Here is a 12868-nt window from a genome sequence, read left to right on the forward strand (position 1 = left end):
GGCTTCGCTTTGCGCTGAAAAGGAAATCATGCCACCCGGCGCAAGACCATGTCCCTGACCTTCGCGTCGGCGAGGCGGAATTGCGCCAGCAGCGTATGCAGCGCGTCCGCCTCACTGGCAAGTCTGAGGCTTGCGGCCGTGCTTTCCTCGACCATGGCGGCATTCTGCTGTGTCGTCTGATCCAGCGAATTGATGGCCGAGTTGATTTCCCTGAGGCCGATCGTCTGTTCCTTCGAGGCTTTGACGATGGCGGCGACGTTGGTGTTGATGTCGGCGACCTGGGTGACGATCTGTTCCAGCGCGGTGCCCGTCTGGCCGACAAGGCCGACGCCATTCTTCACATGCTCGCTTGAAGCCGTGATCAGCGCCTTGATCTCCTTGGCCGCACTGGCGGAGCGTTGCGCCAGTTCGCGCACTTCCTGGGCCACGACGGCGAAGCCCTTGCCCGCCTCGCCGGCACGGGCTGCCTCGACACCGGCGTTGAGCGCCAGCAGATTGGTCTGGAAGGCGATGTCGTCGATGACGCCGATGATATTGGTGATCTCGCGGGAGGATTTCTCGATCTGATCCATGGCGGCAACGGCGCTGCGCACCACCGTGCCGGATTGCTCGGCGCCATGCTTGGTCTCGGCGACGAGGCGTCCGGCTTCCTCTGCACGCTGGCTGGAATCCGCGACCGTGGTGGTGATTTCCTCCAATGCGGCTGCCGTCTCTTCCACCGAGGCGGCCTGCTGCTCCGTGCGTCGCGAGAAGGATTCGGCGGAGTCGCCGAGCTCGCGTGAGCCGGCGGCAATGGCGCTGGCATTGTCGCCGACCGTGGTCAGCGTGTCGGACAGCTTGCGCACCGTCGCGTTGAAATCGTGGCGGAGTTGCTCCATGGACGGCACGAAGGATCGATCAAGCGTCTTGGTCAGGTCGCCCTCCGACAGGTTGCGCAGCGCGCCGCCAAGTTCGCTGATGGCGCTCATACGCGAGGTCACGTCGGTTGCGAATTTCACCACCTTGTAGACCTTGCCGTCGGCGTCGGTGATTGGGTTATAGGCAGCCTGGATCCAGATTTCCTTGCCGCCTTTGCCGTAGCGGACAAATTCGTTGGCGATGAATTCGCCCTGCGCCAGACGTTGCCAGAAACGCTGGTATTCCTCCGTGCGGGCATAGGTTGGCTCGCAGAAGATGCTGTGGTGCTTGCCGACGATTTCGCTGAGCGCATAGCCCATGGCGCCGCAGAAGTTTTCGTTGGCGGTCAGGATCTCGCCTGTGGGAAGGAATTCGATGACGGCCTGCGAGCGCGAGAGCGCTTCGAGCTTGCCGGCATCGTCGATCGCCTTCTTCTTGGTCTCGGTAACGTCAGCGGCGAACTTTACAACCTTCACCGGTTTGCCGTTGCGGAAAACCGGGTTGTAGGAAGCCTGGATCCAGATCTCGCGATTGCCCTTGGCGAGCCGCTTGTAGGTGCCGGCGTCATATTCGCCGCGGCCGAGGCGCGCCCAAAAGTCATGATAGGCGGGAGTGGCGACATAGGCCGGCTCGCAGAACATGCGGTGATGATTGCCGACGATTTCCTTCAGCTCATAGCCGAGCGCGCGGCAGAAATTCTCGTTTGCAGTCAGCACTTTGCCCTGAAGATCGAATTCGATGATGGCCTGCGACTTGGAAACGGCAGACAGGATGCGGCTGGCATCCGATGATAGGCTGAACATTCCTTTTCCCCTCTCCGAGAGCTCACGCTTGCCGGGCGTCGACTTGATGGCAACGAAGCGGGCGGCCGCGCTCGTCAGAGCGCCGACAGGACAGCGCTCCGCACGGGATGGTCGGAATGTTTTGATTGTATTTTCTCACCTCACCTCACAATCGATGATGGAGCTGGCTCCATTAATTTTGAGTAAAATTAGATGTATTAGAAATCGTAATTTAAATAAAATATAACTAACTAAAATTAGGAGCAAATAAAAAACCGCCACTGGAAAGGTGGCGGTTCTTAAGAAATTGAGCTTTGCGAAGTTAAGCGGCGAGTTCTTCCGTTTCGCTTTCCTTGAACATCTTGGCGAGGTTCAGGAAGCAGATCATGCCATTCTCGGTGGCGATGATGCCTTCGCAATAGGCGCGATCGAAGGAGGCAGTCACTTCCGGAACCGGCTGCACCTGGCTGGAGGCGATGGTCAGGATATCGGAGACGCGATCGACCAGCATGCCGATGACCATGTTGTGGACTTCGGCGACGACGATGGCGCTGCGCTCATTGGCAACCGTGCTCTGCATGCCGAGCTTGTAGGCGAGGTCGATGATCGGGATGACCGAGCCGCGCAGGTTCATGACGCCGATGACATCGGCTGGCGCATGCGGGATCGGCGTCGATGGCGCCCAGCCGCGGATTTCGCGGATCGTGGTGGTCTTGACGCAGAATTCCTGCTCATGAAGCCGGAAAGCAATGATTTCCAGAGTATCGCCGCTGAAGCTGGTGGAATTGATCGTGGCCATGAACGTTCTTCCCATTGACGCCTGACGCCAAATACGGCGTGTTGATGGCACGATAGAGCAAGAATGTTGCTCAAACCTAAATCTGCCGACAAGGTTTCGAATAGGGGAGGCTGGCGAAGCATGCCGCTGGAAGTATGGGGGTTGCAAAAGGAGGCCGGCCACCCGCCCTCGTGGTTCGAGACGGCCCTTTGGGCCTCCTCACCATGAGGGCTGGTCTTCTGACGCTCCGCCGCCCAAGAACGTGGCTATATCGAGGAAGGGCTCACTCCACCCTCATCCTGAGCCTGTCGAAGGACGAGGGTGGCCCGAGATAGGAATAGGCCGCCCGCTGGCGAACCGTCGTCGGATTCCGCCGCCAGCCAAGCAGCGCCTCAGGCGGCCCTTGTCGGGCGGTCGAAGATGCGGCGGCCGAAGAGGCTGGCGGCCATCTCCACCAGAACGCGGGCGCTCTTGCCGCGGTCGTCGAGGAACGGGTTGAGTTCGACCAGATCGAGCGACGAGACCAGGCTGCTGTCGGACAGCATCTCCATGATGAGATGCGCCTCGCGGTAGGTGGCACCGCCCGGCACCGTCGTCCCCACGCCCGGTGCGATATCAGGATCCAGGAAATCGACGTCGAAGCTGACATGCAGCAGGCCATTGGCGGCGCTGACCGTGTCGAGCACCCTGCGCATGATCGCAGCCACACCCTGCTCATCGAGCGAGCGCATGTCGAAGACGTTGACGCCATGTTCGCGGATTTCCTCGCGCTCGCGCGCGTCGACGGAGCGGATGCCGACCTGGAAGACTTTCGTCGGATCGACCAGCGGCCGGCCGGCCGGCAAAACATTGGCGATCTCGGCCTCGCCGCAATAATAGGCGACAGGCATGCCGTGAATATTGCCCGATGGCGATGTGGCGGGCGAATTGAAATCCGAATGCGCATCCAGCCAGAGGACGAAGAGCGGGCGACCGACTTCAGCGGCATGGCGTGCCATGCCGGAGACGCTGCCCATGGACAGGCTGTGGTCGCCGCCGAGGATCAGCGGAAAGCTCCCGGACGATACGACGTCGTAGACTTTTGCCTCCAGCGCCCGCGTGAAGGCGCCGACGATCTTCAGATTATGGGCCTGCGGATCGTCAGGCAGATCGGCGGCCGGGGCGGGGTGCAGATCGCCGCTATCGGTAACGCGGTGGCCGAGTTCGATGAGCGTCGTTTCGATGCCGGCGATGCGGAGCGCCGTCGGGCCCATGCCGGCGCCGCGGCGGCCGGAGCCTTCCTCCAGGGGAACGCCGATCAAGGTGATGGGAGTGGATTGCGTATTCATCGGCATTGCTCCGAGGGTTAGAGGCAGTCGAGTCGCATTATTGATTTTCTGCATGACAGCAAAAAGATGGAAAATTGTCGAAAATTGATTAGGTTTCGACAGATTGCTCAATACGATTTAGCAGAATGACAAGCCATATGGATGACCTCGACCGCGACCTCCTCAGTGCGCTGCGCAACAATGCACGCATCTCCGTTTCCTCCCTGGCGGCTGCGATCGGCGCTTCGCGCGCCACCGTCGCTGCCCGCATAGAGCGGCTGGTGGAGAGCGGCACCATCGCTGCCTTCACCATCCGCACCGGTCATGAAACCCGCGCCGCCGGCGTCAGGGCCATCGTGTTGATCGAAGTGCTCGGCAAGCTGGCGGACAAGGTCGCCGACCAGCTTCGCGGCCTGCCGCAGGTGAGGGCCTTGCACAGCACCAACGGCAAATGGGATTTCATCGCCGAACTCGAGGATCGCGATCTCGCCTCCTTCGACGAGACGCTGCGCCAGATCAGGCTGATCAACGGCATCAACACGACGGAATCCAATATATTGCTGAAGACCAGCAAGATGGGGTTTTAAAACCTAATACTCATGCTCATAGACGATGCCGGCTTCGCCTGCACCATCCGAGCCGGCCGCACCGCGCAGCTTCACGCCACGGCCGACATCGAGATTGATGATCGCCTTGGTATTGTTGGAAGCGCCTTGCTGCAGTTCGATATAGGTGCGCTTGTTGATGTATTTGCCGGCGCCGACCTGCGCCTGGCCGTTGGCATCCGTCGAGATGTCGAGATCGTCGACGCCGAGATGGCTGCGCAGGCCCTCGAACAGCGATGTGGAGCGGCCGCCGGCCAGCTGGCTTGCGGCATCGGCGAGCTGGGCAATCTGCATGGCGGAGAGTTTCGACATGGACTGGCCGAAGATCAGCTGCGCCATCACTTCGTCCTGCGGCAAGGCAGGGGAGGAGGAGAACCCGATCTGCGGGTCGGTGGCGAGGCCGGTAACATCGACGGTGATCGTGGTGGAACTTACGGAAGACGTGGCTTCCATATTGAGAGCCGGCGTCAAGTCGCCGCCGAAGGTGATCTTGCTGGTGTCGGTGAAATCCAGTCGGCGGCTGAGGATGGTCAGGCGCCCACGCCGCATGGTGAAGCCGCCTGATACCACAGGTGCTGCCGCCGTGCCGCGAACGGTGATATTGCCGCCGAGCTCGGCATCGATGCCGCGGCCGCGCACGAACATCTGCGAGGGCGCTTCCAGCTGCAGATCGAGGCCGAGGGTCGTCGATTTGTCTCGCGGTCCCTCCGGCTTCTGATCCTTGAATTGGGCAGTCACCGCGGCTGGCGCATTCTTGTGCTTCACATTGATTTCAGACAATGAAGCCGGCAGCTTTTCAGGCACTGTAATCGATGCCTTGTTAATCCTGAGATTGCCCGTCAGCATCGGCGCGGTCAGCAACGGACCCTTGATGCCGAGCGTGCCGTTGACGGTGGCGGTCACCAGCGTTCCGTCCACATAGGTCGCGTTGTTGAACTTCATCTGGATATCGGCCGGGAAGCCGCTGTCCGGAGTGATGCCGACCGTGCCGCTGCCGGCGATGCTGCCGCCGCTCGTCAGGTTGCCGCTAAGCCGCGAGATGACGGCCTGCTTGCCGTCGAGGCTCACGGTGACGGCAAGGCCACTCAGGGTCAGGTTGCGGCGGACATCGACGAGCTTGGCGCCATCGGTGGTAATCGTGCCCGTAACCGCAGGTGCTGCCGTCGTGCCGCCGATCTGCATGTCGACCTTGGCGGAGCCTGTCATCACCAGACCCTGGGCGGCAAGCTGGCCGGCGAGGGCGTCGAATGGCAGATTGCCGGAAAACTTCAGCGCCATCGCCTTGTTGCCGGCAACCGCGACCGTGCCGCCGCCATTGAGCGCCAAGCCGCTCTGGCCTGTCAGGTTGGTGTTGATCGTGACGACATTGTCGGCGAACTTGCCGTCAGCCTTGATGCCGAGCGGCGTGAGGCCAGCGGATTTCGTCTGGCTGGTGGCGGCGCCTGTCCAGTTGGTCTGGAACGCCACCACGGGCGATGTGGCCTTGCCGGTCACAGCCACAGTGCCTGATATGACGCCTTCGGCGGCAAGTGTCGGCGCGAAGACATTGGCAAGGCTTGCCGGCAGGTTGGCGATCTTGGCATTGATGTTGAGGGCCTGGCCGGCAGTGCCGTCGACCGTGACGGAGCCACCGCCGGTCTGAATGGTCAATCCGTTCAGCGTGGCGACGCCGTCCTTGACGACGATCTTGGTCGGCGATGCCAGCTTGACCGGGACCGTCTTTGGCGCACCGGCAAAGGAATCCAGGCTCACGGTCGTCTGGCCGCCGGAAGTTTCGACATTGCCGCGGGCGGTCAGGGGGGCATTGTCATAGTTCGACTTCAGGTCGAAATCCGTGCGGCTGCCTTGCTGGGTAAAGGTCAATGCGAGATCGGCGATGCGGTTGGCGCCGGAGGCGATGGTATCGGCGCGGATGCTGCCATTGGCCGAGAATGCCTTGAGATCGTCGACACTAAGGGCGACTGCGGGCTTGCTGATGACCAGATCGTCGCGGCGGATGCCGTTACCGTTGGCATTGACCTTCAATCCGATCTTGCCGTTGGTGCTGGCGATATCGAGCGACCCCTTGAGGTCGCCCTCTGCCTTCTGTCCGGCAAGGGCTGCCAGCAGGCTGAGATCAGGCAGATCGAATGTCAACGCGCCGTTCGGCTCGAAACTCGGCGACAGATCCAGCTTGCCCTGCAATTTGTTCGTGCCGATTTCAGCCGATAGCGAGGGAATGCTGGTGCGGCCATCCTTGGAAATGGCGTCGGCGGCAATGCGGATCGGCTTTCCGTCGATCGCGCCGTTTGCCTGGATATTTGCCTGCGGAGCCTTGGGATCGGCGGTTCCGGTCACGTCGATATCGAGCGTATCGAGAAGCCGCCCGGCCAGCTTGACGTTGACCGCTTTCAAGGTCGCATCGATGCCGAGTGCGGTGAGCGGCCCCTTGGCCTTGAGGCCGATATCGGCCTGCCCCTGCGCATTGGGGACGAGCTTGGAAAGATCGAGCAGCTTGCCGGTGAGATTCGATGTCAGCGACTGATCATTGAGCGCCAGATTGCCGTTGATCTCGGCGATGTTGGATTTTATCGCCAGATTGGAGAGCGTCATCTTGGTCGGCACCGTGCCGCCAACCTGGCCCTCAAGCGAAATCGTTCCCTCGAACTTGTTTGACACGCCGTCCGGCAGCACGCCAGGCAGGGCGAACAGCTTGAAATTGCCCGTAAGCGCCTTCGATGATAGCGTGTACTTGCCATTGACGGTGCCGCCGATGCTGGCACTTTCGAGCGTCGTGTTGTTGAAACCGATCGTATCCGGCGAAAGCTGCAGCGGCGCGGTCAGCGAGATAGGCGCGCGGATCAGCCGGTTGAGATCGGCGCCGACAAAAGCGGTCTGGCCAACGACCAGACGCAACTGCACCGGTCCGGACATGGTTGCCAGATTGAAGGCATCGCTCCTGGCGCTAAGGTTCACCTGGCCGATCTGGCCTTGTGGCGCGCTGGCACTGTCAACCGCCGCCTTGGCGTCGATCTTCACCGATTGTGCCGCACCGGTCAGTGCGACGTCGACGCGCGAAATCATGGCGCGAAGCTCGCCGTCTTCCATCGGCCAGCGGAAGTCGACGGGGCCGGAAGTGCCGATCAGGTTGGCGTTGAGGCTGTTGTTGCCGGCTGGATCGAGCGTGCCGGACGCGGCAATGACAACGCTGCCGGTGGCGAGATTGCCGGTCTGGATGTCGATCTTGCCCTTGCCGTCGAAGGTTGCCGAGAGATCGATGGTCGTCTGGCCGGTAAAGAGCGGCCGCATCGTCGGCGGCAGCAGCGAATCCACGTCGCCGCCGCCCTTGACGTCGATATGGTGCAGACCATCGGCGGAAAGGCTGTGATGGCCGTTGATCGCAACCGTCGGCTTGCCGTCGAGTGCTGCCTGCAGCTTACCGGCCCAGTTGGAGAGCGGGCCGTCGCCCGAAAGGTCGATGTTTATGGCCGGGCCACCCGGCAGATGCAGCATCCCGGCCAGCATGCCGTCGCGCGGTTCGGAAATCTGCGTCTTCAGTTTCAGCTGGTTTTCGGCCGGAGCGAAGGCGATGTCGGCGGATAGCTTGGCGTCGGGCACATCATGTCTGGTGGCATTGAGCGTAAGGCCGACGCTGCTGCTGTTGGCCTTGACGCTGCCGTCGGCGGCGAGAGCGAAGTCTTGTCCTGCAACGGCCTGTCCGATGCGAAGGTCCGGCAGGGTAATGGCGCCGATATTGACGGCGATGGGCAAGGAGAAGCCGCTGCTGCTGGATGTCTGAGGCTCTTGCGCGGGTGTCGCCGTTGAGACCGGCAGACGCTGGAAGTCGACCACATCAGCCGCGACGCGATCGGCATGGAAGGTGCCGGTCAGCAGCGATAGCGGCGACCAGTCGACGGCGAGATTTTGAACCTTGGCGAAGACGCCCTTGGTGTCGGCGACGGTGATCGAGCCGACTTTCAGATTGCCGCTGAGCAGTCCTGACGGTGCTGTTATGGTGATGGTGTGGTCAGGTGTCGAGGCGAGCTTTGCCGCCTGGTCAACGGCATAGTTGGTTGCGGAGGGTACCAGGCCGATGACAAGCACAGCTGCGATCACGAGCAACAGGACCGCCACGACCGCATAGGCGATCCAGCGTACCAGTTTCCCGAGGATTCGAATCAATATGCTCATGAAAGCGACAGTAACCTCAATTTTGTAACCGTGTGCTGAAACGTCCGCAACAACCGTACGTTCCGTCAGAAGGCCTGACCGATACCGGCATAGATGCCATAGGCCGTGCCATCGTCATATTTCTTCAACGGAACGGCGACATCGAGCCTGATCGGACCGAATGGCGTAGCGTAGCGCAGGCCGACGCCCGCGCCAATGCGCAGATCGGAAAAGTCCGGAGCGATGGTGTCGGTGACGCTGCCCATGTCGACGAAGGGTACGACGCCGATGGTATCGGTGATCTTCACGCGGGCCTCGAACGAGGCTGTCGCATAGGAGCGGCCACCAAGCGCATCGCCCTTGGAGTTATAGGGCGAGATTTCCTGATATCCATAGCCGCGGACCGAACCGCCGCCGCCGGCATAAAAGCGCCGGGTGGCGGGGATATCCTCGATACTATTGGCGCCGATGAGCGAGCCGAGGGCAAGCTTGCCGGCGAAGACGACGTTGTTGTTGGCGCCGACACCCTGATAGCCGGTGACCGAGCCCTCGAAGGAGCTGAACACCGTGCCGCCCATTGCCTCGTAACTCGGCTTGGCGCTGATTGCGGCGCGAAAGCCTTCCGTCGGGTCCAGCTTGTTGTCGCGCGTATCTCTTATATATTCGAGCGGGATCGCCACCGTCAGATAGTTGCGCTTCCCGAAGGCGTCTGTCGTGTCGGACTCGTAGCTGACTTCGCCGCCGGCCGAGACCGTGTCCTGATCGTTGATTTCGTAGGCGAGGCTGCCGCTTCCCGTCACCGTATTGGCGTCGTAGGCATCCGGATGCAGGCTCTGCATCTTCAGCGCTGCGGTAAAGGTTGCCGAAGGATAGAAGGTTGCGGGCCTGACATAGGTGATGCCCGCTGTGTAATCGAGCTGGCCGACGTCGGTGGTTTCGCCAAGACGCGAGACGGCCCCTTCGATGCGCAGCGAATCCGCCCGTCCGGTCAGGTTGCGGTGTCCCCAATAGCCTTGCAGGCCGAAGCCGTCGATGGTGGAATATTGCGCCCCGACGCCGAAATAGCGCTGCTTGCCTTCCGACACCTCGATGGTGGTGGGAATGCTGCCATCCGGCGCCAGCTTGTCGGCCTCGCGAATGGTAACACTGGAAAAGACACCGAGCTTTCTGAGACGGTCCGAGGCCTTCTTCAGATCGTCAGGCGAATAGGGCTTGCCTTCGTTGATGCGGGCATAGCGCTTGATGAAGTCCGGATCGACCGACTTCTGGCCGGTGACGCCGACATTGCCAAAGGGTGCGACGGGGCCGCTTTCTACCTTCAGCGAGACATCGACGGTATTGGTGGAGTGGTCGGCGACGACATCGCGCTTGTCGAGCGTGGCGAGCGGATGCCCTTCATTCTTGAAGTCGGCGACCATCTTGTCGCCCGCCTTCAGGATGGTCAGCGAGCCGGCATCCCCGCCGCGTACCAGGCCGTAGCGCGAGGGATCCAGCCTGCCGGCATCGCCAAGCAGATTGATCTTGCCGAGCTTGAAGACCGGGCCAGGGTTTACGCTGATGGTGACGGCAACGGGCTTGGAGCGACCAAAGGTCGGCGTTGGCGGCAAGGCATCGAGCGGGGTGCCATTGACGGTGATGGTGACCACGCCGCCATAGCGGGCTTTTTCATAAAGTGAGGCAATCAGCCGATCGCGGTCGTCACGCGCTTTGACGACGACGCCGAGGTCGCCGGAGACGGCTTTGTCCTTGTCGGCGACCAGCATCGAGGTGTCGTTCAGGGCTTCCTTCAGATCCTTGTCGAGATTGTCAGTCTTGAAATCGACCGTGTATTGGACGGGATCGGAAACCTGATCCGTCGCCTCGTCCTTACCCCAGAGCTTTATGCCGAAGAGCTTGAAGGCGAAGGCATTGCTGGCGCAAACAGGCCCGAGCGCGAGCGCTGCCGCAACCGCTGCAACGGTTCCTGCCTGCCGATACGCAATACTCTTCCTCGGTTCAGTTCTTTTATGCATACGCCGCTTTACGGTTACATGAGAACTTACTCAGTTTGACGTTTCCCCGGGGTTAACGCGGGGCCACCATAGAGGCAAAAGTCTCTCAGGTGTACCAGTTTGGAGTCAAAAACCTGGAAAAGATGACCAAAATGGACAGGAACGCCGGGATTTCCGATGAAGTTGCTGCGCCTAGGGACGGACCTTCAAGCGACGCGCAAGGGTTGTCGTCCCCGTGCCAGCACATGATGTCGGCGTCTTGAGGGGGTATTTGCCCGCCTGGAATCAAAAAGTCCCGGGCTTGCGGCCCGGGACTCGATATCTCGATCTGATAGCGATCAGTAGCCGCCGTAACCGCCACGATAGCCGCCGCGCGGGCAATCGTCGATGTAGCGACGACCGTAGCGGTCGCGATAGTAGCATTGGCCAGGCTGTTCCTGGACGCTGCCGATGACAGCGCCGGAAAGACCGCCGATAGCCGCGCCGACGGCGGCGCCGCGGACGTTGCCGGTGACTGCGCCGCCGATGATGGCGCCGCCTGCCGCGCCGATGCCGGCGCCCTGTTCAGTCGGCGTGCAGCTTGCGATGGACAAGCCGATCAATGCGAGCATGAGAACTTTTTTCATTTACTCTCTCCAACGTTAGTTAAGCCGAACCCGGCAACGTCGTCCCAATTCTTCAGCTCCAACACGATGGGCTGTTTTTTCAGTCCTGCAACTACGAAAAAATATCGTGCAAAATGTGATTGTCCATTGGGGATAAACAGTTTTTTTGTTGCTGAACGAAGGCAGCCTCACATTCGGACAGTAAAACGATCGGCGCAGCGTAGAAAATCCGCCGCTTTTCCAAAGAAACTCCACGTTGGTGCTGATCTATCGTCGTGCCACGCTGCTGTTCGGGCGAGCATGCGATCTGCGAGATCGGCGCAGATATCCGCATGGTTTTATCGTCGTGATAGCTCAAAGACTTTCGCCCTTTTCGGGCATGGTTTCGATTGTCAATTTGATGCGATTGGTTATTCTTGTCTGGAACTGTTCAAAATTAGGGGCCATTTGCCGCAGAGGAGCCCGAAAGCAGTTGGGAGGGGTTGACGTGTGAACCGCCATTCTTGAAAACGGTTGCACGCTACTGGAGCAGATGATGGATTTCGAAGCATTTTTTAAGGGCGAGCTGGACGGCCTGCATGATGAAGGTCGTTACCGCGTGTTCGCCGATCTGGAACGCCGCCGGGGCAATTTTCCGCGCGCGACGCGTTATACGCCCAACGGCCCGCAGGAAGTCACGGTCTGGTGTTCCAACGACTATCTCGGCATGGGCCAGCATCCAAAAGTGATCGAGGCGATGAAGCAAGCCATAGATCACTGTGGCGCGGGTGCGGGAGGCACCCGGAATATTTCTGGTACCAACCACTATCATGTTCTGCTCGAGCAGGAACTCGCCGATCTGCACGGCAAGGAATCCGCGCTGATCTTCACCTCCGGCTACATCTCCAACTGGGCGACGCTCGGCACGCTCGGCGCGCGCATCCCCGGCCTCATCATCTTCTCGGATGCGCTCAACCATGCATCGATGATCGAAGGCATTCGCTATGCGAAGTGCGACAAGGTCATCTGGAAGCATAACGACCTGCACGATCTCGAAGCCAAGCTGAAGGCCGCCGATCCGAAGGCGCCGAAGCTGATAGCTTTCGAATCCGTTTATTCCATGGATGGCGATATCGCTCCCATCAAGGAAATCTGCGATCTCGCCGACAAGTATGGCGCGATGACCTATCTCGACGAAGTGCATGCCGTCGGCATGTACGGCCCGCGCGGCGGCGGCATCGCTGAGCGCGAAGGGTTGATGGATCGTCTGACAGTCATCGAAGGCACGCTTGGCAAGGCATTCGGCGTCATGGGCGGCTATATCGCGGCTTCGACGGCGCTTTGCGATTTCATCCGCTCGTTCGCATCCGGCTTCATCTTCACGACGTCGCTGCCGCCGGCACTTGCCGCCGGCGCGGTCGCCTCGATCCAGCATCTGAAGGTCAGCCAGTTCGAACGCGCCCGCCATCAGGACCGTGTTCGCCGACTGCGCGCCCAGCTCGATGCTGCTGGCATTCCGCATATGCCGAACCCGAGCCATGTCGTGCCTGTCATGGTTGGCGATGCCGCCAAGTGCAAGTGGATTTCCGACCTGCTGCTCGATGCCGGCGTCTATGTCCAGCCGATCAATTATCCGACTGTGCCGAAGAAGACCGAGCGCCTGCGCATCACGCCGACGCCGCTGCATTCGGATGGCGATATCGAGCATCTGGTTGGCGCGCTGCATGCGCTCTGGTCGCGCTGTGCGCTGGCCCGCGCTGTCGCTTAAAACTGCT

The 12868-nt window shown here is 60.7% G+C and carries 9 protein-coding genes; 2 read left to right on the top strand and 7 right to left on the bottom strand.

Annotation, left to right across the window (positions count from 1 at the left end):
• Positions 1-26: 26 nt before the first annotated feature.
• From A6U86_RS08440 to rocF, 3 genes are all read right to left on the bottom strand, one after another.
• A complete protein-coding gene (locus A6U86_RS08440; RefSeq protein ID WP_068389005.1) occupies positions 27-1700 on the bottom strand; it encodes a PAS domain-containing methyl-accepting chemotaxis protein in 1674 nt (557 codons plus the stop codon).
• Positions 1701-2001: 301 nt separating this feature from the next.
• Entirely contained in the window at positions 2002-2478 is a 477-nt protein-coding gene (locus A6U86_RS08445; RefSeq protein WP_068389008.1) for a chemotaxis protein CheW, read from the bottom strand.
• 371 nt (positions 2479-2849) lie between these two features.
• Entirely contained in the window at positions 2850-3785 is a 936-nt protein-coding gene (gene rocF, locus A6U86_RS08450) for an arginase (RefSeq protein ID WP_068389011.1), read from the bottom strand.
• Between the two features lie 125 nt (positions 3786-3910).
• Between rocF and A6U86_RS08455 the strand changes: the two genes are divergently transcribed.
• Positions 3911-4351 carry an Lrp/AsnC family transcriptional regulator gene (locus A6U86_RS08455; protein WP_198929033.1) on the top strand — a complete coding sequence of 147 codons (441 nt, stop codon included), beginning with the start codon at positions 3911-3913 and terminating at the stop codon, positions 4349-4351.
• Between the two features lie 3 nt (positions 4352-4354).
• Here A6U86_RS08455 and A6U86_RS08460 read toward each other — a convergent pair whose 3' ends face one another.
• From A6U86_RS08460 to A6U86_RS35135, 4 genes are all read right to left on the bottom strand, one after another.
• Positions 4355-8539, bottom strand: coding sequence for a translocation/assembly module TamB domain-containing protein (locus A6U86_RS08460; protein ID WP_068389014.1), 4185 nt, complete (start codon positions 8537-8539; stop codon positions 4355-4357).
• Positions 8540-8604: 65 nt separating this feature from the next.
• Entirely contained in the window at positions 8605-10530 is a 1926-nt protein-coding gene (locus A6U86_RS08465; protein ID WP_068389017.1) for an autotransporter assembly complex family protein, read from the bottom strand.
• Between the two features lie 317 nt (positions 10531-10847).
• On the bottom strand, positions 10848-11135 hold the full coding sequence (locus tag A6U86_RS08470; RefSeq protein WP_068389020.1) for a glycine zipper domain-containing protein: 288 nt from the start codon (positions 11133-11135) through the stop codon (positions 10848-10850).
• 91 nt (positions 11136-11226) lie between these two features.
• Positions 11227-11472 carry a hypothetical protein gene (locus tag A6U86_RS35135; RefSeq protein WP_141683659.1) on the bottom strand — a complete coding sequence of 82 codons (246 nt, stop codon included), beginning with the start codon at positions 11470-11472 and terminating at the stop codon, positions 11227-11229.
• Between the two features lie 177 nt (positions 11473-11649).
• Between A6U86_RS35135 and hemA the strand changes: the two genes are divergently transcribed.
• Positions 11650-12861, top strand: coding sequence for a 5-aminolevulinate synthase (gene hemA, locus A6U86_RS08475; RefSeq protein ID WP_068389233.1), 1212 nt, complete (start codon positions 11650-11652; stop codon positions 12859-12861).
• Positions 12862-12868 lie beyond the last annotated feature (7 nt).

Origin of the sequence: Rhizobium sp. AC27/96 (genome assembly GCF_001692325.1) — a bacterium.
Classification (GTDB): domain Bacteria; phylum Pseudomonadota; class Alphaproteobacteria; order Rhizobiales; family Rhizobiaceae; genus Rhizobium.